Genomic DNA, 20,312 nt, shown 5'->3' on the forward strand with positions numbered 1-20,312 from the left:
GGTCTCCTGCCATCAGTGGCCCAAGGGCCCGTTTAGCTGACTTCCACTTCGATTTTAAGCAGCATGAGCAACTCGCGTCAACTCCACTTTTCAGCAGCTCAGCAGAGCTTCTGACCCGGAGGCGTAGGGACACGCAACGTCAAAGTTGCCTCAAACCCCGAACGCAACCCTGGCTTATACGTCATGCGTACGGTGAATGTACGCGATTCGTACGGTTCATGGGATAGAATGTGGGTCAGGAGGTGTTCCATGTCCGAGTTGTTCGACGCGGTCGACGCTCTGGTCGCATCCCGCTCTCCGTTGCCGCCGGCGGCGGAGCGCAAGCGGCTGCGCACCGCGCACGGCCTGACGCTGGACGAAGTTGCCGGCGCGCTGAAGGTGCGGCGAGCCACCGTGTCCGGCTGGGAGTCGCTCACGAAGCCGACCGAGCCGCGCGGCCCCGAGCGTGAGGCGTACGCACGCCTGCTGCGGCAGCTCGCGGAGCTCTACCCCGCCCCCGCAGCGCCGGAAGAGCCGGCCGCCCCGGTACCCGACACGTTCACCGGCGCGCCCGACCCGGCAGGTGAAATGCCGACGGTGCCGGACGCTCTGATAGACCAAGTTGTCGAAGGCCTTACGCCCGCTCCCACCCCGGTAACTGATATGCCAGCGGTTCCGGACGATGCCATTGACCGGGCGTTCGCCGAAAAGCCCGGCGCGCGGAAGGCGGCCCCGGCCAACACCCCGGCAGGCGGCACCGACTCGCGGTTCGAAAACGGCCCACTGGCGGTCCTGGACGTCGACGCCGACGGCAAGGTGCTGGCGTACTGCACCGGAGGCCTGGTCCTGGACGTGCCTGCCAAGTCACTTCCGTCCCTGGTGGACTGGACGCTCAAGGAGGCGAAGCTCGGTCAGCCGAAGCCCGCCGGTCCGGGCAAGGACGCTGACCCGCTGCTCGTGCTCACCGAGGCCGCGCTGGAGCGCTACGGCCTGCCGACGACGCTCACGGAGGAGGAGCGGCTCGCCGGGCGTCTGCCGGAGGGCCACAAGGTCATCAAGCAACTGGCCCGTGCGCAGTGGAAGCTGACCAAGCGCGGCTTCGGGCCGTGGGCGCGGATCTACCGTCCTGCGCAGGGTTCGGAGCGGGCCTGCGTGCAGCTGTGCATCCCGTCGTGGAACGCGCTGGACACCCGGCACTGGGGCGAGGCCGGGCAGCTCCAGCCAGCCGAACTCGCCCGCGTCCTGGGCGTGTACGCCTCGCGGGTGATGACGCCGCGCGGATCGACCGCCGTGACCGGCCTGGAGCTGATGACCGCCCTGCACCCGGCGACCCGCGCCTCCGAGCCGGACGCCGACGGCAAGCGGCACTCCGAGCACAACCCCGGCTCGCTGGGCAAGGACCCGGTCGACCCTGCGCCGTGCGAGGCCCCCGACGGCCACCCCCTCCTCAAGGACCTGCCGCGCTTCCACGTGCGCGGCCCGGCGGAGAAGCTGTTCGAGGAAGCGTACGACTGGGCACGGCCGATGACCGATGCCGAGTGCACCCTGCGGCACCTGGTCGGCATCGACGTCAACATGGCCTTCGCGGCCGGCGCCAACGGCCTGAACGTCGGCCTCGGAGCGCCCACGCACGTCACGAACCCGGTCTTCGACGCGAAGCTGCCCGGCTCGTGGCTGGTCGACCTGAGCCACGTCGACCTGTCCCGCGTGAAGGTCGGCAAGGAGTGGGTGGAGCTGGACGGCAGCCTGCTGCCCAGCCCGTTCACGCCGAAGGGCGACCGGCCCGAGGGGCCAGCCTGGTACGCGACGCCGACCGTGGCCTACGCGGTGGAGCTCGGCTACGAGGTGCGCCCGACCGAAGCGTGGGTGCGGCGGGAGAACGGCCGCTACCTGGACGGCTGGTACAACCGGCTGCGGGGCGCCTACCTCGCCACGATGTCCGACCTCGGCGTCGACGCCGACCTGTCGCCGGAGGACTTCCTCGCGGCGATGGACGGCTACAAGGGCCGCGACCCGGAACTGGCGATCGTCGTCTCGGCGATCAAGGCGACGGTCAAGGGCGGCCTGGGGAAGCTGCGCGAGCGGCCCCGGGGCGAGGGCTGGCGGCCGGGCGAGCCGTGGCGCGCCCTGTCCCGCCCGACGTGGCGGCCCGACATCCGGGCGGCGGTCATCTCCCGCACCCGGATCAACCTGCACCGCAAGATCGTCAAGCACGCAGCGTTCACCGGGCAGTACCCGGTCGCGATCCTGTCCGACTGCGTCGTTTACGCGGCCAACGGGCCCTCGCCGCTGGACTTCCTGCCGTACCGGGAGGGCAAGCCGCTGCCGGGCGGCTTCAAGCTCGGCATCAACCCGGGCCTGGTCAAGCACGAGGGCACCCAGTCTGTGCTGTGGGGTGAGGAGGTCCGCGAGCGATTCAACGCCCCGGAACTCAACCTCGCCCGCTACATCAAGGACGGCACCGTCACCGACGTCGACAACGGAGAGTAGGAGAGGGCGATGAGCCTGTTCGGGGACGGCCTGGACACCGCGGTGCAGAAGGCGTTCACCCGCCCGGCGCCCAAGAGCGCGGGCGCCCAGATGCGCTACCTGGTCAAGCAGCTCAAGGGCACCAAGCCGGTCGCCCAGCTGCTGCGGGTCTCCCAGCGCACCGTCGAACGGTACGTGAAGGACCAGATCAAGAAGCCCCGCCCAGACCTCGCCGCCCGCCTGGAACGCGAAGTGAAGAAACGGTGGCAGCCACAGATCCGCGCCAAGGCCCGGCAGACAGCGGCGACCACCGGCGGCATCGTCATCGACACTCGCGCCCGGGTCGGCTACACCGCACCGATCGGCTCCACTGACGAGGACCGCCTCCGTCATCTCACTGTGGCGCTCCCGCCTCGCTACGCCGCCCGTCTCTTCGAGGCCCAGGAGCAGGGCGCTACCGAGCAGCGTCTGCGGGAGATCGCGGCCGAAGCGCTCAAGGAGGTGTACTTCCAGGACAACGGCCGCCGCGCCGGCCAGCTGGAGGAGGTCCGCTTCACGGACATCGAGCACCTGGAGTTCGATCTGTAGCAGCGGCACCCCGAACAGCCTGCGAGCCCGGACCTGTTGGGTCGGGCTCGCTCGCCTGTCCACGCGGCCCGTTTCCGTTTTCCGTTCCGTTCGGTGCGAGGTGCCGTGGTTCGGCCGTTCTTGACGCGCCGGATACTCGCCGACGTGGCGAGAAAACGTTCCCTCCGGCGGGTGTTTCGGGTAGATGTCACCCGTTCGTGTCACCAAAGGGCGTGAACCTGCCAACAGTGTGCAGTGAGGTGCGCCACAAGGGGGCGCACTGCGCGGGGCGTGCGCCCCCGGGGGTGCGGCACAAAAGGGCAGTTCATGGCACATGGGCCACATCGCCGGGATCACTTACAGCGCTTGATGGTGTTCACTGAGTAATTTTCGCTGCCGGGAGCATGCGTGTTCGGCCCCTTCGGCCGCTTGAGTAGTCCTCACCAGCGGGCGGGATCAACCGGGTTGAACCCGCTCTCCAAACCCAGCCCTCAACGAAGAGGACTCATGACCGAAGACGTGCGCGCGGAGGACAGCGGCGGCCCCGTCGCCGACGCCGACGCGGTACTCCCGCTGCCCCTGGAGTTCGAGGCCCTTTACGTGGCCACCCAGGAGCCGTTCCACGAGTACGCCCTGTTCTACCTTGGCACCAACGACTGCGCGGAAGAGGCTGTCCACCGCGCCTTCCTGGAGATCCTGAACCACTGGAACGCCCTGCTTGGGGAAAGCAACCTTCAGCAGCAGGCCTGGACGATCCTGCGCCGGGTCGTCATATCGCAGACGCTGGAGAACTTCCGCAAGAAGCTGGCCCTCCTGCACAGCGACATCGGCCTGTTCGAGGCGATGTCCAGTCTGCCGCCGCGCCAGTTCGACGTCATCGTGCTCCGGCACGTCCTATCGTACGACACGAAGAAGATCAGCTGGTACATGGGCGTCACCCCCAGCACGGTCGACTACCACGGCCGCAAGGGCAAGGACCGCCTGCAACGGGCCGTCTCGTCATACCTGAAGAAGGAAGGGGATCGCGCGTGAGCAGTGTGGAAGAACGTCTCAAGGCGGCAGGGAAGGCGTTGCACGAAGAGCGGCGCTCCTTCGACGTCAGCACGGGCCTGCGCCGTCTGGCCCACGAGGCCGGCTACACGGCCTCCGCTCGCCCCGCTCCCCGCCAGCGCGAGCGCCGAAGTGCCCCGGCCAACGGTGATGTGCCGCCCGGGCCCCGCGCGGGGCACCAGCTCTGCGTGGTTGCCCGCTGGGTGCTCAACCAGCCCCAGGCAGCCGGTCATGTCCAGCGCCTCGCCGAGGAAATCGGCGAGGAGGACACGGTCGATCTGAAAGAGGTATCGGTGGCGGACCTGGACGTCGACGGCGCCCAGGTCTTCGCCTGCATGCTGTACCTGGCCGGACACCCCGAAAGCGCCTGCTTCTGGTGGCAGCTGGCCGCCGGCGCAGGGCACCGGGCCGCCACCTACTGCCTCTCCCTGCACCACCTGGAGCAGGGAGAGGTGAAGGAAGCACGCCAGTGGCGCAAACAGCTCCAGCAGGACATCGACGGCCCCGATGATGAATTCCTCAACATCGTCGAACAGTTCGCCGGATACGTCCGTCGCCACTGCACCGCCACACCGGTGCCCCGTCTGACTGAGGAAGTCGAACGGCTCGCCACCCGCGAGCCCGACGACGTCCTGGTACTGCCCGAGCGTGAACTCGCCGACCGGCTGCAGGACTGCGGCAACCAGCACTGACACCGCCCCGGACACAAGAAGAGCCCACCGGAAGGTCACAGGTTCCTAGGCCACCGACCGTCCAACGGGCTCTCCTGCAAAGCCCCCACAAGGAGCTTTTCCACATGCAGAGTAAGCCCCCGGCCCCCGCCACGACCACCAAGACCAGCCCGGACCCGCGTAAAGGCACCGTGCCACAGGCCTTGTCATGGATCCGCCGGCGTCGTCGCACCGCCGCCACCCATCTGTTGCGCGGCCTGTGCTACGGCATCGGAACCGGCCTCGCCGGCCTCGCCTTCTGGTGGCTGGAGCAGCACCTGTAAGACGTCGCCCCCTCTCGCGTCATCACGCGCCGCAACTTTCGTACGACTCGTCGCCGATCAGGGTGACGAGGCGCCCGCGAACCACCTCGCCCGGGGCCCCACCAGTGACCGGCATGCCCCCAGAGACCGGGCGCCGCCCCTATGCCGACAGACGCTCCCCCCGGCCCAAGTCGCATGGCCGGGCCGACTCAACCAGGGAGACCACCATGTCCCGTGACGAACTGCGCAGGAGTCGGTTCGCCAGCTGGCTGCTACACCAGTGCCGCCTGGCCGGCTACGACATCGATGACCCGGACACCCACAAAACGATCCTGATCCTGGCGGCCGTCGCCCTGTCCGACGGCCTGGACGAGGCGACCACAGCCCGAGTGGCGGAGGGACTTGCGGTGACGCCGCAGGAGCTGACCGACGCGTACATCCACGAGATGCGGCAGTGCGTCCTCAAGGAGATCCTCGACCATCCCGACCTGGCACGCCTGGACAGGCGGCTCGATGCGATCGCCCGTGCCGACTGAGCAGCAGAGCGGTCCTGTTGGCGGGTCCCTCGATCAGGTGGCCGGTTCGGCCGGTTCGCCGCGCAGCAGGTCGGGGCGGGCGTCGGCCATGGCGAAGGCCCTGCTGAGCCCGGCCACGAGCGTGTCGTCGATGCGGTAACGCAGTGCTCGTTCGTCCCGCTGGAGCAGCGGACCCGCACGGTCCGGGCCGACGTGGCGCTGCACCGCCCTCACGCTGGTCAGCGTCCCGCCGATCCGTGACCGCGGGCCGGGCATCCGAGAACGCCGGGACGTCGTCTCCGTCCGGGAGCCCCTTCCAGCGCAGCGGGTGCCTGGTGCCGCCGAGCTCGAAGAACACCTCGCGGCAGTCCCGCGGATCGCGGTGGACCGCCCACTTCCCGCGGTGGCTGCCGCCCCGCCGGGACGGTCCCCCAGCCCGCCGCAGGGCCGGCCCGGAGTACCAAAGCCCGCCGATCTTCACCCCGCGGTTTCGGTGGATCTTCACGAAGTGCACCGGCAGCAGCTGGTAGTAGAGCTCCGGCTCGGGGATCTGCAGCGGCTCGCCGCCTTGGGCCGCCGCCGCGGCGAACAGCGTGTTCGGGCTGTGCTGGCCGCCCGGATCCCAGGCCGGCGCGTACTGGTCCAGCTTCCGGTTCTGACAGACCCGGACGATCCAGGTCGCCAGCAGGTGCTCCATCTCCGACAGGGTCCAGGCCGCGTCGCCCTCCGGGTCCGCGCCGCGGTCGGCGACGTCCACCCCGCGATAGCCCAGCAGCAGCTCCAGCAGCAGGGACTGGATGCCGGCGAACGCCCGCTCGCAGGACGCCTTGTCCTGCGGTCGCATCGCCCGCGCCGGCAGCACCGTCACCCCGAGCGTGCGAGCGACCTGGACCAGGTGGTGGTTCTTGTAGACACTGCCGTGATCAGTGGTCACCGTCTCCGGGGCGAAGAACGGCCGCCCGGCCACCGGGTGCCCGGCGAACTCCGCCACCAGCGCGGCCGGCACCCCGGGGTAGGGCCACTCCATCTCCGGTCCCCACCCCGGCCGCATCGGCAGCGGCACCGTAACGTCCCGCAGCAGCATCGCCACCTCCACCGAGGAATCCGACCCGGGCGTCAGGCAGAAGGCGACCAGCGAGTGCGTGAAGGCGTCCAGAGCCAGGGTCAGGTCGACGGCGATCGGCTCGGCGAAGACGTCGTCCAGCACCTTCACCGGCAGGGGAGCCGTGTCGAGCACCACCACCTGCCCCGGCCGTGAGACGACCACCGGCGAGCCGCCGGGCTCCACCGCCGCGGCCGAACGCACGTAGCGCTGGCGGGCGCCGTCCGGGCCGAACCACTCCTTCCACACCTTCGCCAGCGTGGTGCGGTGCGGCAGCTTCCTCTCCAGCTCGGGCCCGAACCTCTCCCGGACGTACTGGTGGATCATCCTCTCCCTGGTCGTCATGCTCACCTTCGAGCGGTGCAGCGACTCGGCGTGCACCGCCCGGATCGCCTCGGCGAACTCCGGGATGATCGACCGGTGGCCGGACAGCTCGCGCGTCCAGCGGCCGTCAGCCAGGCCCACCAGACCTTCCTCCGCGAACGCGGCCGCCATCCGCCGCAGCGTGCGCTCGCCGACCTGCCCGAGCCCCAGGAACTTCGCGTCCTCGGCCGGCAGGGCGGCCAGCCCGGCCACCTTCGCCTCACGGCGCTGCGTCAGCGTCGTGCGAGCCGGATCGAACTGCGGGTGCGGCTCGCTCTCCTCGGCCCAGAACGCACCTGGGGCACTTCGACTACCGCTCCGGCTCGGGCCGCCGTACCCGCCAGTACAACTTCGCCGCCACCGTCACCGGACAGACGGTGACACTCAGCGAGCATGATGTCCACCTGTGGGCGGACAACGGCCAGCAGGCTCAAGTCTCCAGCGCCGTCCAGGCCGTCCTGGACACCTGGCGGCAGACGGCCGCCTGACCGCCGCCGCGCCCGACCAGCTCCGGTCCGTACCGCCCGAAGGGCGGATGCGGACCGGAGCCCTTCCCTGCGTGAGGGCGTGCAAGGCTATGGTCGCCAGCTGTTCGCCCCTGGACGCGCACACCGCTGGGCACCGCCGAAGTTGCCGTCCGCGCGCAGGACGAGCTCCACCGGTGGCTGGCGGGCACCGCCCGGGCGGGTCACGTGAGTCCGGCGGCGGCGTTGTCGTCCCAGCCGTCGTCGATCTGGATGTAGCGGAGCATGGAGCGGGAGTGGCGGGCCCAGCCGCCCTGGTCGGCGATGGCGATGCCGTCGCGGTCGGCGCGGCGGGCGGTGGAGGCCAGGCCGATGCGCAGGGAGTGGCCGGTCCAGGCGAGGGGCACGCCGGCCCGGGCGGAGATGCGTTTGATGGCGCGGGTGACGGAGTCCGGTCCCATGCCGCCGGTGACGTGGCCCCAGCGGTCGATGCCAACGAACGCCGGCGTCGACGGGTCGGCCCACCGCTGGGCGTGTTCGGCGACGAGGCGGGTGCGGTAGGCGGTCCAGGCCCGCACCGGGCAGACCTCGGGGTCGTCGGCGTAGCGGATCTTGGCGTTGCGCACGCTGTGCTTGGTCTTGCCGGTGAGGACGGCGACGACTAGGCCGCGGGGGTGCAGTGTGACGTCGCCGGTGAGCAGCCCGGCCGGGTCCTGCGACCTGCTCGCGTAGTGGAAGCCGGTCAGGACCAGGGTCTTGTCCCGGGCGCCGGTGAGGGTGTCGGGGCAGGCCCGGATCACGGCGCGCAGGCCGTCGATGTCGGCGCCAATCGCCTGTCCGCGGCCACGCTGCTCCCCGGCCTGGAGCAGCTTGACCGTCAGGCCCTCCAGGGCGGCGCGGGCTTCGGCCTGGTCATCGCCGGAGACCTGCACGCCACGCTGGCGCAGCCCGACGACCGCGGCCGCCAGGTGGGTGGAGGCCGAAGTGGAGGCGTACCCCGTACCGTTCTGTCGGCCCTCGCGCAGCCTCCACGTCACGAATGCGACCAGGGCGCCGCGGGAGTCCTCCCGTTCCGGCAGGCCGGTCGACCGGCAGAACCGCTGCCACACCCGCCACGACTTCGTGTAGGTGTCGAGGGTGTTGTCCGGGGTGATCTCCTGGGCGACAGCGTCGGCCAGGTCCTCGGCCTCGGCCAGGCGGCGGGCGTTGACCTGCTTGGTTGGCCGTTCAGGGGAAGCCGCGGGAGGCCGACCAGGTTGTGAGGTCGTGGGCAGACTGCGTGGCCCGGGCGCCATCGGTCAGCACAACGGGTCTGTCGCACCTGCCTACGTCACCGATTGGTCTGCGGATTTCGAGCGAGGGTGGTCGCACTGACCGGGTACTGCGCCGGGACGCAGTAGGAGGGCCGTGCGCACCGGTCGGTGGTGCCTTACGGACGCCGGTGGGCGGAGCCCCGCTTCATTGCTCGTCGGGGTCGGGGCGGTGGGTTGGGGCCGTCGGGTATTCGGGGCACAGGCGGCGATACGGGGTGTCACCGACGTAGGTGGTCCACTCTTCGTGGGTTAGATTGCGGCCTGCTCGCTGGCACAGGGCGTGCGGCCACTGCCGGGGTACGGGGGTGATCCGGGCGGAACGGTCCAAGGAACCGGTGGCCAGGGTCTTGCCGTCCGGACTGAACGCCACCGATGTGACCCAGCCTGCCGCGTCGCCCAGCGTCGCGAGGGTGCGGCCTGCGCGGAGGTCGAAGAGGACTGTCGTACGGTCCCGGCTCGCCGTCGCGACGATCCTTCCGTCGGGGCTGAAGGCGACGGCGGTCACTTCCTTGGTGTGGCCGGTGACGGTGCGGACGACGGTTCCGGCCTTGATGTCCCACAGGCGTGCGGTGCCGTCGCTGGAGCCGAGCGCCAGCATCTTCCCGTCGGGACTGAACGCCGCCGCGTTCAGCAGGTCTGCGTTGTCGAACCGTGCGGTGCCGCGGAGGGTGCGGGTGTCCCACAGGCGTGCGGTGCCGTCGGTGGAGGCGGTCGCCAGTGTTCTGCCGTCGGGGCTGAACGCGAGCGCGTCCACCCAGCCGCTGTGCCCCCCGAGCGTGCCGACGCAGCGGTGGGTGCGGGTGTCCCAGAGGCGTGCGGTGCCGTCGGTGGAGGCGGTGGCCAGCCTCCTGCCGTCAGGGCTGAACGCCACCCCGTCCACCGCGCCGCCGTGTCCGCGCAGCGTGACGAGGGCACGGTGCGTCCGGGTGTCCCACAGACGGGTCTGCCCCTCCTGGTCACCTGCCGCGAGCAGGCCCGCGCCGGAGTTGAGGGCCACGGCCAGCACTGGTACCGCCCGGTTGTCGAGGACGCCGACCGAACGGTGGGAGTGCAGGTTCCACAGGCGGGTGGTGCCGTCCCGGCTGCCAGTGGCGAGCGTGCGGCCGTCGGATCCGAAGGCCACGGTGTCGACGTAGTCGCGATGGCCGGTCAGTACTTCGGTAGCGCTCTGAGCGGTGGTGCCCCACAGGCGTACGGTGCCGTCCGAGGAGGCCGTGGCCGCGGCCCTCCCGTCCGGCCGGAAGGCCACCGAGTTGACGTGGCCCACATGCCCGTCCAGGACGCCGACCGAACGGTGGGAGTGCAGGTTCCACAGCCGGGCGGTGTCGTCCCAGCTGCCGGTCAGCAGCGTGCGGCCGTCGGGGCTGAACGCCACCGAGGCCACGACGCGCGTATGACCCCGCAGAGTTGCCGTACCGCGCCGGGTGCGCACGTCCCACAGGCGCGCCGTCCCATCGGCGGAACCCGTGGCGGCTGTCGTGCCGTCGGGGCCGAACGCCACCGCGTAGACCTCACCCCTGTGACCGCGCAGGACGCCGACCGAACGGTGGGAGTGCAGGTTCCACAGCCGGGCGGTGTCGTCCCAGCTGCCGGTCAGCAGCGTGCGGCCGTCGGGGCTGAACGCCACCCCGCTCACCCTCCCGGTGTGGCCGGTGAAGGTGGCGAGCGCCCGGCCCGTACGCCCGTTCCACAGTCGCGCGGTGCCGTCCTCCAAACCGGTGGCCAGTTTCGTGCCGTCGGGGCTGAACGCCACCGCGGTGACCGCGCCCGCCTGAGCGGGGAGCCGGACGGCCGCCGTGCCGGTGCGTACGTCCCAGACGCGGACGGAACCGTCGGCGGAGCCCGAGGCGAGGGTCCGGCCGTCGGGGCCGAACGCCACGGCGGCGACCGCGCCGGTGTGCCCCGACAGGACGACAGGCGTGCCGCCGCCGTCGGCACGCCAGAGCCGGACCTTTGTGTCCGTCCCGCCGGTGGCCAGCGTCCGTCCGTCGGGACTGAACGCCACCGCCGTGAGCGTTCCTGCGTTGCCGGCCAACGGCCGTACCGGGTACATGGGGACCGCCAGCGCGCCCTGCGCGCCGGCGGTGGTCGCGCCGTTCGCCTCGTACCGCAGTCCGGCCAGGGCGAGAAGACCGGCCAGCCCGGGCCGGGTGCGCAGCAGTGCGCGCGACTGAGCGGCGAGGCCGTCGGCGATGGCGATGCGGCTCTTGTCGTCGGCCGCCTTGCGTTCCGTTTCCGCCATCTGCCACTGTCGGCCCGCGAGCAGCGTGGCGCCCAGGGACACGACGACCAGCAGGACGAGAGCCGCTGAAAGACGCCTCAGCCGACGGTTGCTCCGGCGCGTTGCCTCGGCTTCGGCCGCCGCCGCTTCGATCTCGGACTCCGCCGCAGCCGCGCTCCGGTCCAGGAACTCGGACTCCAGCGGGTTGAGGTCGCTCCGCCGCGCCTGCGCCATGTCCACGGCCCTGGCCAGCCGGTGTCCCCGGTACAGGCTGCCGGGATCGCGCCCGAGTGCCTGCCAAGCCTCCGCGGCGGCCGTGAGGTCGCGGCGCAGGCGCAGCCAGTTACGGTCCTCGACCAGCCATGCGCGTAACAGGTCCCAGGCGCGCACGAGCGCTTCGTGGGTGATTTGGACGACCCCGTCGTCGGCGGTGACAAGCCGTTGGTCCACCAGACGTTGGAGCGCCACTCGCGAGGGACCGCCCTCGTGGGCGAGTTCGTCCTCACCCACCCTGCGGCGGACGGCCTCACCGCCCTCGTCCACGGTGACCAGTCTCAGCAGCAGCCGGCGTGCGGCTTGCCGCTCCTCGGGGTCGAGGGCGTCGTACACGCCCTGGGCGGTGTTGGCCACCGCGTCCCGGATCCCCCCGGACGCCTGATAGCCCGCCAGCGTCATACGGCGTCCGTCGCCCTGCGCCCAGGTGGCCTGCAAGGTGTGCGCCAGCAGGGGGAGTGCTCCCGCGTCATGACGGCCACCCTGGACGCCGAGGTCGCGCAGGAGCGTCTCGACGAGGCCGGGTTCGAGTTCCAGACCCGCGGTGCGAGCCGGTCCGACGATGGCCTGCCGCAGTTCCGGTTCGGTCATCGGCCCGAGTACGAGACCGCCCTTGCTCATCGCCCCGGACAGTCCGGGTACGGCGATGCAGCGGTGCAGGAAGTCCGCGCGCACCGCCAGCACCACCGGGGTCGGCCGTTGGATCCCCTCGCCGCCGGCGGCCAAAGCGACGAGCCGGGCCGCGAAGGCATGGCGTTCCTCCTGATCGGTGCACTGCGTGAAGACCTCCTCGAACTGGTCGACGAGCAGCACCGCCGGCCCGGGACCGTCTTCTTCCGCTGTCGCCGACGACTGCTCCAGCGCCGTCAGGGGGTTGGGCCCGGGCGTGATGCGCACGACCGTCGGGGCACCCGCAGCGTCCTTCGCCGACTGCCCTCGACGCAGCGCGGGCGACAGCCCGGCGCTCAGCAGCGAGGACTTGCCCGCTCCCGAGGCGCCCGTGACGAAAATGGGCGCGCCCCCGTCGAGGCGCGTTCTCACCAGCCGGAGCAGCTCGTCGACCTGCGCCGTACGGCCGAAGAACCACCTCGCCATGTCCTCGGTGAACGCCCTCAGCCCCGGATACGGGCACGTGTCGTCCGGCGCTTCCGGCGCAATGACGCCGGCCTGATCGGCCGGTCGGGTCAGCAGGTTGCCCAGGAGCAGGTAGTCGCCCAGCAGGCCCTCCCACCAATCCTGCTTCGTCTTCCGGCCGGTCTTCAGTTCACTCAGACAGGCCTTGACGTACTTGTCGAACAACGCGCGGGCGGGAAGCCTCCTGCCCCGGCCGAGTTCGAGGTCGGAGAGCGTCTGCGAGGCCGACCCGATCCGCAGGGACAACGACTCCTGCGTCAGACCCGCTTCGCCGCGCAGCTCACGCAGTCGCCGCCCCAGCCGGACCCGCTGCTCCTGTGCTGCCTCGTGCCCCGTGGCGGCCGAAGTCATCGAGGCTCCCGGTGACCGCAGTTCCGGCGCACTCCGGATCCGCCGCCCTGATACGCCCCTTGACCTGCGTGTTCACCCGGGAATTCCGGGTTCGGCCGCAGTCCGGGACTTCGGCCCCCGCTGTCGGGCAGCCTGGCCGAGGCCGGTCCCACCCCGCCGCTCACCACGTACCGGCCGGCCGGCGTCCCCACACCCACGCGCTGCCCCCTCACCCCGTAGCACGTGGAGCCTAAGCCTCTCAGCGGACAAGAGATGCCGGTTCGGCCCGAACCGGCACCGCGCATTCCCGAACCGGCGAACTTGCCACAACTCCGAACAACCGCACCGACGGAGGGATCACGATGAACGACGAGACGATCGGCCCGGCCGAGAACGAGGCCGTCGGCGGCGGGACTGGCGGCCGCCGGACCGAGCCCGACACCATCCGGCGCCTGAGCCGGGTGGCCGTGTTCGGGCTGGTGCGCGGGATGGCCGCCGCGACGGGCTCGGCGCTGATCGCCGGAGTCACCTGGTGGATGCGGGACCACTGAACCGCGCGGGCGTACGGCGGTCGCGCCCGGCCCGATCATGACATCCCCCGCGCCAGTGCTGACGCTCGCCCGCCATGCCTCCCGCGAAGCACAGGCCGAGCACTTGAAGCCCTCGACGGTGAAGTTCGTCCACGGGCTCGCCCGCATGACGGCGGACGGGAGAGCTGACGGACGGTGTCTCGTCAGAGGGGGTGGCCGTGGCGCAGCAGGCCATCGTCACCGACTGGACCACCGCGCTCAGCCGACTCGGTCTCGGGTGAGCCCGCGAGCTTTTGGCACGGCATCGTTGTGCCCGCTGGTTCGGATTCACCACGGCCAGGAGGGTGGTACACGCCGTCGAGGAAGGCCTTTGGCCCGGCCGGCGGCGATCAGCCAGTCCACCTCCGCCTTCGTCCGAGCTGCGGCTAGGAGGCGGTCGAAGGGGCGGCCCAGCGGGCGAACCGTCCGTGGACGGTCTGCCAGAGTCTGAACCGCTCGGGCAAACCTCTCCAGGGCAGGTCGGTGCGGAACTTGAACATGATGCCCTCGAGGACCTGGCGGTGATCCCGCCTTTGGCCGCGAGCCCGGCCCACGGGCGGCAGCCACGGCGCGATCACCGCCCACGCGGCGTCAGAAGTCTCCCCACACCTCACCATCGGACCAACAATCCGATGATCGGAAGATATCTAGACGCTGCCGATTGGGGCCCGGTCAGGTGGCGGTCAGCGGTCGGTTCCGGTGCGGGTGCAGGCGGTCGGTGAGGAAGACGAGGATCTCGTCGCGGGCCCGGACCGTGGGGTGGCCAGCCTTGTCGTCGAGATGGGCGGTGACGACGCTGTGCGGGGTGCCGACCAGGTCGGCGAAGAAGGGAGGTGGGGCCGGGCTGGCGGCGCTGTCCGGGAGGACGCGCCCGTCGAAGGCGTCGCCGAGCAGCGCGCGGTAGGCGGCGAAGCGCTGCCCTGTGCACCAAGTTCGGTGTCCTGTGTCCGCCGTATGACTCCGCCGAGGCGGCGACCGACCGCTTCGCCGCAACGACATGCTGTCTGGGAGTACGTGTGGACGGACGGGCGCTGGCGTGTCTATGCGCCCCATGGGCTGTCGGACGTGTTCAACCTCGTTCTCCGGCCGCACCCGGTGCTCGCCCCGCGGTCCGTTTATGAGGCCATGGCAGCACGGTGGCAGGAGGAGTGGTCCGAGCTGACCGTGCTGGACTGGCCGCCCACGGACATCACGGCGACTTCAGACCTCGACCGCGGATCCAGGGCGGCAGACTCAACGACCGTAGGTGACCACGGCCAGGACTTCCGGTCGGCGTTCAGCATGTCACCGGGAGAGTCTTCAGGCCGCGCTTGCGGAATGAGTGCAGCCAGTCCGGTCCGTTCTCGGGTATGTCCAGCCGCAGGGTCGGGAACCGCCGAACGAGGGCTGGAATCGCGATCTCGGCTTCCATCCGAGCGAGGGGTGCACCGAGGCAGTAGTGAATGCCGTGGCCGAAGGCCAGGTGGGCTGTGGTGCGGTGCGGGTCGAAGGTCTCGGGCGACGGGAATTTTGTCTCGTCACGGTTCGCGGAGGCGATGGAGACCCAGACTCGGCTGCCGGCCGGGATGACGGTGCCGCCGATGGCCACGTCTTCGAGGGCGAAGCGGCGTACTCCCAAGGGGGAGGGAGAGTTCCAGCGCAGGCTCTCTTCGATCACTGCGCGGATTGGGACGGTGTCGTCTTGCACTGCCTTCAGCAGTTTCGGGTCGAGCATCAAGCCTAGCGCTGTGTTGCCGATGAGATAAGTGGCGTTGTTGTAGCCAGCGAACAGTAGCAGGAAGGCGAGGGAGAGGAGTTCGGGCTCGGTGAGCGAGTCGCGGTCGTCGCGAGCATGGATGAGCGCTGAGAGAAGGTCGTCGGCTGGGCGGCTGCGTTTGTCCTGGATGATGTCGGTCAGGTACTTGTGCATCTGCCGCATCGCGGCCCGTGAGTCCGTTGTTGTGGCTGCCGCCGAGAGAAGAGTGTCTGTCCAGGACCGGAAGTCACGGCGGTCTTCCTCCGGGACGCCGAGTAGCTCGCAGATGACGCCCATTGGAAGCGGGACGGCCAGGGCCTGCATGAGGTCCACACGCGGGCCGGCCATCGTGGCGAGAAGACCGCCGGTCATGGTCTGGACACGGTCGCGGAGGGCTTCGACGCGTCGCGGGGTGAATGCCTTGGCGACAAGGCGGCGCAGGCGTGTGTGGTCGGGCGGGTCCATGTTGAGTAGATGGGCGTCCAGCTCTGGAGGCATGGATGACTGGTAGCCGTCAGGCGTCTGTGCGTTGCTCTTATTCAGCGAGAGCCGAGGATCAGCCAGGACGGCACGGACGTCCTCGTAGCGGGTGACGACCCACACGGGGGCCCCGTCGGGGGTAACGGTGCGATGGACGGGGTCGGCGTCCCGCAGCTGGGCGTATATGCTGTGAGGGTCGGCTACAAGGTCGTCGCCGAACAAGGTGGCCGGCAGTGATGCAAAAGTCATGGTCGTGCTGCTCCCTGATTGACGGCCTGCATGACTGTGGTCGCCTGTTCGGCAAGGCTGGAGCCGTGGAAGGCATCTGCGACGCGGCCGAGCCATTCCCGTTCGAATTTCATGTCGCCCGCTGCCGGATCGTGTGGGATGTCCGCGCCGTGATGCCGATCGTGCCCAGATGCTCGGGCTCGGAGGGCGGCCTTGATCTGCGCGGCTTCCGCAATGGCCTCAACCTCGTCGCCGCCCATACCGCGGGCGGTGCACAGTTCGCGCGCAGCGTTGGCGACTTGGGGGTCGTAGTGGGGGCGAAGGGCAAGCTGGCTGTCGCGGATCTCAATGATGGTGCGGTTGACGAGGAAGTGCGGGTCCTCGTCGCGCAGCGCCTGGAGCGGGCTGGCGTGGTGGATGTCTGGGAAGAGCACGACCTCGGGGTAGACGCGGGTGAGTTCTGCCCACAGAGGGCTCATGCGCCGGTAGGCTCGGTACAGCGATATACGTTCGCGCAGGCGGTCCAGCCCTACGCCCCAGACGGGCATCGTGAGGCCGACGGTGAGGAGCCAGGCGGAGACGCTGGCGCACATGGGCGCGACGTTGACACTGGCCCAGTGCAGAGGGGACGTGCCAAGTATGTCCCAGGTCAAGGACGCAAACTTGGTCACTCCGTAGCCGGAGCCGCCGATGAAGCCGCCGACCGCTGCGGTCCTCAGGCCCCGGCGCAGCCAGGGCCGATCGGTTACGACTTTGGCGCAGCGCCGGCACATGAAGGCCAGGCCGAACATGCCCACCACGTACAAAAGCGCGTAGACCAGCAGGAACTCGCTGATATAGGGGGCCTGGGCGTAATGGACGTCGAAGTCGACGTGGTGCTCGCCATCGCTTACATTGCCGAGGCTGAAAAGGGTGACCATGGCGGCGACAGACACGACGGCGTAGGCGATCAAGAGCCGGTGCCAGAGTTGGATGCGGTTCTGCGCAGAGGACCAGCTCACCAGGAGTGCGAGGAAAGACGCCTCGCAGAGGGCAACCGAACAGTAGACGAAGAGGGTGGTGATGTTGGTTACGCCCAGCACCGTGTCGACACGGACGTAGATCCAAGGCGATGCGATAACGAACGGAATAGCGTACAAGGCTATCGCCCCGCATATGAGCTGCAGCTCGCGGTTCCGGGGGGACTTGATGAGATCGCGGAGTTTGTAGAAGAACGCACTCCAGGAGATCACTGCCAGGACGCCGTAGACGAGGTTGAAGCGCAGCACGTCAGCCCTACTTGTCAGGGCGCTCGAGTGAGCGGCCCAGGTGAGTGATGAGGTTGGCCATCCCGGGCGCGAGGTTTTCTGACAGGCGGTGGCCAGTCGCCACTGCCTCCACGGGCATTAGAGACGCAACCAACTCGGCTGCCTTCTCTTCCTCGTTGCTGTACTGCGTGCGGCCGAGCACGCTGCGCACCAGCTCTGGTCTGAGGGTGGGCATGAGGAGCCGAACAACCTCGTCAGGCATCACCGGCGCCGCCTCGTGGCCGCAGACCATGTGCCCGAGTTCGTGACGGACGATGTGCTGCTGGTGCGCCTGGGTCGTGTACTTCTGATAGAGGATGTAGTCCTCCTCATCGGTCGCCACCCACAGCCCGCAAGGACGGCCAGATCCTGTCGGCATAGCCACCTCAAGGAGCGAGATGGGGCGGTCTCGAAGGTCTTCCAGACGGTCGCAGAGGGCGTTCACGTCTGCCCGTTCGGGTATCTCCAGCTTCTGCACCACTAAGGCGCAGTACCGGCGCAGCTCCTTGTCGTTCATGCCCTCACCAATCGGATGACCGCCCGGCCAACGCCACGATACGAAAGCAACAGGTATTTTTGGTCTGGTGATCATAGGGCGCCGGGACTGGTGCCCTTGCGCGCACGTGGCTGCATCCTCCGCCTAGGAGTGGCTTGATTCTCGGCCTGTGTCTCGGCCAGACGCTGCAGGACAGGGAGGATCGACTCGACGTTGCTCTCTGACATGTCCGCGATGGTGCGCAGCGCGATCTGGCGCACGCCTACGTCTTTGAGCTTGGAGAGCAGTTCAAGGTCTTGCCGGACCTCCTCCCCTTGCTCATCGTCAACAAAGTAGGCGACCGGGACACCGAAGAAGTCGGCGAGCGCCTGCATGTGCGCCAGCGTTGGGTTGTCCCGTACGCCCTTACGGAGATAGCCGATGTAGGTCTCGGAGAGTCCGAGGGAGCGAGCGACCTCGGCATTGCTCCATGGGCCCCGTCCTGAGGGATGGACAGTCTCGAACAGCCGGTTGAGCCGACCCATGAACGTATTCGTCCGCCCCCCGTTTCCGGCTGGCTCGCCAGTGCCAGCGGCACCCTGCTCCACCATTCCACCACCCGTTCGGTCTTCAGGCATGCGAGGCATGCGACGCAAGCCAGCCTATCTTCCCCTCACTTGGCCGGACCGCGCGCAAGCCAGCTAATTTGAGTCAACTGACGACAGATGCTCGCGACACGCGGGCATCACAACAGTTGACTACCGTTTAGAGGCCATGCAGGGTGTCCATGCCGACACACCGAGTAGCAGGAGGCACAGCAGTGCCAAGCCCTACCGCCTGGCGCCCGCTCGGCTGGGCCACGAGCGCCTCATGCCCGCCCGCCAGCCACTTCGCCCACCAGTTGTCCACGACCTTGAGTGAAACCTTGAACAGCGCCGCGACATCCTCCTGGTCCCGGCCCGCTGCCAGCGCAGCCGCCGCCCGCATCCGCAGGGCCTGCTGCGCCGACCGCGACAACTGCCGTGCATCCCCCGCCAGTTCACTCGCGCAGAGATAAATGACCCAGAACACCTACTACCGTTTCGGATCAATAGGCGGTCAGGTTTCGGTGTGCCCTTCGGGCTTCCTGACATAGAGGCTCAGTTCCATGACCCTGCCAACACTCTCGGAGCGCTGCCCCTGAAGCGTCACTACGGGAGTAACTGGGAGGCCAGTTTCGCAGCAACTTCTCGTCAAAGGTAGAAATGTCTGAACCCGTGTGCCTCCTTGGGGCTGGCGGTTCCCGCGCTGGCGAAAACGAGTTTCGCCTGGCAGGGATCGCTGCTTCACACCCTGTCATACTCCTGCGTACGCGGCTGCTCTCGCGCGACCAGTGCTGAAAGGTACCCGAGCCAAGCTGGAGCTTCAGGCCGGCGAGCCACTGGCTCAGGGCCTGCCAGAGAGGTGGCTGTGCGACCGGGCGCGAGAGCTGGCATGGCGCGGCTGGTCTGATCTCGTCCAGCATGTCGAGCGGTCTACGGTCCCCATCGGCGGTCACCGGGAGGTGTCCCGCCCCGGCCTGCCGGAGTGGTGCGGCCAGCGCGGTGTGGGCACACCGGCGGCGCGCCTCAATCCGCGGTTCCGCACTTTCGGCGCCGTTGGCAATTGGGGAGAAGTGCCCGCGCTGCCACCCACACGCCATCCATACAGGTGTGTGAGCAGCCCGCCTGTCCGAGTTCCCCAGTCCTTCTCGCCGATCAATGGTCAAGATCTATGGAGCGGCCTATGGGCGGTCAAGATCATCTCACGGGTCCAGCTCAACGTGACAGTGCCCGCACGGTCGTTGTCGGGCATTGAGATATGGGGGTGTTAGGGCCTGCGGGAAATAAGTCGTGGATTCCAGTTCCAGGGATCGTTGAAGTTGTATGGGGAGACCTGAGGGGATCGAGGCTACGATGCATGACATAGAGGTAATCCTGACGTGGTCGAACCACTCCGGTTACCGACGGGGGCGCGGGAATGGCGAACGGATCAACCTGAAGCCTGGCGATGAACTGAAGTTCGGGGTATCGAATCGCTCGGGAGGGTTTCATCCGAATGCCGAACCGAGCGCCGGCGCACTCAGAGTTTCCGCCCACCGTCCTCTCATTTCGAATCTTACCAACAGTACCACCTACGCAATTGAGAATTTGGAGGGTGGAGCGGAGCTGGTCAAGGTGCGCCCCCGCCAGTTAGAGATGGTGATACCGTTCGAAATGTCGCGTATCCTCATTCCAACCGTCAACGGCATCGTCGAATTCAACGTCTATGCCCCTCCGCCACGTCTGCTCAGAATGGACCTGGCCACGTGGACGCTGGCCTCGTCGATTCATCTCGACAAGACGAGCAAGTACTTCGCCGTCCTCGTCGCGCTGTGCGAGCCACGCCTGCGCGGGTCATCGATGGCGGCTGTGCCTTCTGTCCGGGAGGTCGTTGAACGGCTGAAGGGGATCGACCAGTTCAGGGACGCAAACCGCAGCAGCATCAACTATCACATCGACTACCTGGCGGCCCAGAAGCTTCCAGTGAGTCAATGGTCTAAGTACATGGACGACGGGCCTATGCATTCCAAGCGCGAGGCCTTGGTCGCCTTCGCGCTCCGGTTCGATCTGGTGAACGAGGAGCACCTCGACCTGCTTACCGGACTCCGCCTTTCGCCAAGCGTGCCAGCATCAACGCCGGTCCTGACATCTCGTCCTCGGCACGAGCTGCCACTGCTCCGGCCAGATAGAAGGGGAGTGAGTAACGTCAATTCACAGCGTCCGTGA

The 20,312-nt window shown here is 68.7% G+C and carries 18 protein-coding genes and 1 pseudogene; 9 read left to right on the top strand and 10 right to left on the bottom strand.

What is annotated here, in order from left to right; genetic code table 11:
- The first annotated feature begins 249 nt into the window (after nt 1-249).
- The 6 genes from tap (at nt 250) to AVL59_RS22870 (ending at nt 5,574) form a co-directional block, all read left to right on the top strand.
- Nucleotides 250-2,469 (top strand): telomere-associated protein Tap, encoded by a 2,220-nt coding sequence (tap, locus tag AVL59_RS22845; RefSeq protein WP_067307482.1) that lies wholly within the window; start codon nt 250-252, stop codon nt 2,467-2,469.
- Between the two features lie 9 nt (nt 2,470-2,478).
- Nucleotides 2,479-3,036 carry a telomere-protecting terminal protein Tpg gene (gene tpg, locus AVL59_RS22850; protein ID WP_067307485.1) on the top strand — a complete coding sequence of 186 codons (558 nt, stop codon included), beginning with the start codon at nt 2,479-2,481 and terminating at the stop codon, nt 3,034-3,036.
- A gap of 486 nt (nt 3,037-3,522) precedes the next feature.
- Nucleotides 3,523-4,047, top strand: a complete 525-nt coding sequence (locus tag AVL59_RS22855; protein WP_067307487.1) for an RNA polymerase sigma factor — start codon at nt 3,523-3,525, stop codon at nt 4,045-4,047.
- Nucleotides 4,044-4,757 (top strand): hypothetical protein, encoded by a 714-nt coding sequence (locus AVL59_RS22860; RefSeq protein WP_308281961.1) that lies wholly within the window; start codon nt 4,044-4,046, stop codon nt 4,755-4,757. Before AVL59_RS22855 ends, AVL59_RS22860 begins: the two co-directional genes overlap by 4 nt.
- 104 nt (nt 4,758-4,861) lie before the next feature.
- The gene (locus AVL59_RS22865; protein ID WP_067307489.1) at nt 4,862-5,059 is read left to right on the top strand and encodes a hypothetical protein; all 198 of its coding nucleotides are present in this window, start codon (nt 4,862-4,864) and stop codon (nt 5,057-5,059) included.
- 206 nt (nt 5,060-5,265) lie between these two features.
- Nucleotides 5,266-5,574, top strand: coding sequence for a hypothetical protein (locus AVL59_RS22870; RefSeq protein ID WP_067307492.1), 309 nt, complete (start codon nt 5,266-5,268; stop codon nt 5,572-5,574).
- Here the strand turns inward: AVL59_RS22870 and AVL59_RS22875 are convergent.
- From AVL59_RS22875 to AVL59_RS22885, 3 genes are all read right to left on the bottom strand, one after another.
- On the bottom strand, nt 5,501-7,231 hold the full coding sequence (locus AVL59_RS22875; RefSeq protein WP_067307494.1) for a DDE-type integrase/transposase/recombinase: 1,731 nt from the start codon (nt 7,229-7,231) through the stop codon (nt 5,501-5,503). The two genes, AVL59_RS22870 and AVL59_RS22875, sit on opposite strands and share 74 nt — an antisense overlap.
- A gap of 475 nt (nt 7,232-7,706) precedes the next feature.
- Nucleotides 7,707-8,777 carry a site-specific integrase gene (locus tag AVL59_RS22880; RefSeq protein ID WP_237281618.1) on the bottom strand — a complete coding sequence of 357 codons (1,071 nt, stop codon included), beginning with the start codon at nt 8,775-8,777 and terminating at the stop codon, nt 7,707-7,709.
- A gap of 163 nt (nt 8,778-8,940) precedes the next feature.
- Nucleotides 8,941-12,774, bottom strand: coding sequence for an nSTAND1 domain-containing NTPase (locus AVL59_RS22885; protein ID WP_067307496.1), 3,834 nt, complete (start codon nt 12,772-12,774; stop codon nt 8,941-8,943).
- Nucleotides 12,775-13,115: 341 nt separating this feature from the next.
- Between AVL59_RS22885 and AVL59_RS22890 the strand changes: the two genes are divergently transcribed.
- Nucleotides 13,116-13,304 (top strand): hypothetical protein, encoded by a 189-nt coding sequence (locus AVL59_RS22890; RefSeq protein WP_067307499.1) that lies wholly within the window; start codon nt 13,116-13,118, stop codon nt 13,302-13,304.
- A gap of 404 nt (nt 13,305-13,708) precedes the next feature.
- Here the strand turns inward: AVL59_RS22890 and AVL59_RS56545 are convergent, their stop codons facing one another.
- Nucleotides 13,709-13,939 carry a transposase gene (locus AVL59_RS56545; RefSeq protein ID WP_067307502.1) on the bottom strand — a complete coding sequence of 77 codons (231 nt, stop codon included), beginning with the start codon at nt 13,937-13,939 and terminating at the stop codon, nt 13,709-13,711.
- Nucleotides 13,940-13,994: 55 nt separating this feature from the next.
- Nucleotides 13,995-14,321, bottom strand: a complete 327-nt coding sequence (locus tag AVL59_RS22900; protein WP_067307504.1) for a hypothetical protein — start codon at nt 14,319-14,321, stop codon at nt 13,995-13,997.
- Between AVL59_RS22900 and AVL59_RS48935 the strand changes: the two are divergent.
- A pseudogene (locus AVL59_RS48935) lies at nt 14,252-14,501 on the top strand (nucleotidyltransferase family protein); the annotation flags it as partial. The gene AVL59_RS22900 and the pseudogene AVL59_RS48935 overlap by 70 nt on opposite strands.
- A gap of 97 nt (nt 14,502-14,598) precedes the next feature.
- Here the strand turns inward: AVL59_RS48935 and AVL59_RS22905 are convergent.
- From AVL59_RS22905 to AVL59_RS48940, 5 genes are all read right to left on the bottom strand, one after another.
- Nucleotides 14,599-15,786 (bottom strand): cytochrome P450 family protein, encoded by a 1,188-nt coding sequence (locus AVL59_RS22905; protein ID WP_067307507.1) that lies wholly within the window; start codon nt 15,784-15,786, stop codon nt 14,599-14,601.
- Nucleotides 15,783-17,033, bottom strand: a complete 1,251-nt coding sequence (locus AVL59_RS22910; RefSeq protein WP_067307510.1) for an MAB_1171c family putative transporter — start codon at nt 17,031-17,033, stop codon at nt 15,783-15,785. The genes AVL59_RS22905 and AVL59_RS22910 overlap by 4 nt, the downstream gene beginning before the upstream one ends.
- A gap of 7 nt (nt 17,034-17,040) precedes the next feature.
- On the bottom strand, nt 17,041-17,568 hold the full coding sequence (locus tag AVL59_RS52415; RefSeq protein ID WP_067307513.1) for a hypothetical protein: 528 nt from the start codon (nt 17,566-17,568) through the stop codon (nt 17,041-17,043).
- A 71-nt stretch (nt 17,569-17,639) separates the two neighbouring features.
- Complete coding sequence (locus AVL59_RS22920) at nt 17,640-18,071, bottom strand: helix-turn-helix domain-containing protein (protein WP_208870429.1); 432 nt, start codon at nt 18,069-18,071, stop codon at nt 17,640-17,642.
- Between the two features lie 220 nt (nt 18,072-18,291).
- Nucleotides 18,292-18,597: a helix-turn-helix domain-containing protein gene (locus AVL59_RS48940; RefSeq protein WP_237281619.1), complete on the bottom strand. Its 306-nt coding sequence runs from the start codon at nt 18,595-18,597 to the stop codon at nt 18,292-18,294.
- Nucleotides 18,598-19,460: 863 nt separating this feature from the next.
- On the opposite strand from AVL59_RS48940, the gene AVL59_RS22930 reads away from it, so the two are divergent.
- The gene (locus AVL59_RS22930; RefSeq protein WP_208870430.1) at nt 19,461-20,312 is read left to right on the top strand and encodes a hypothetical protein; all 852 of its coding nucleotides are present in this window, start codon (nt 19,461-19,463) and stop codon (nt 20,310-20,312) included.

The sequence above is a fragment of the Streptomyces griseochromogenes genome, assembly GCF_001542625.1.
Taxonomy (GTDB): domain Bacteria; phylum Actinomycetota; class Actinomycetes; order Streptomycetales; family Streptomycetaceae; genus Streptomyces; species Streptomyces griseochromogenes.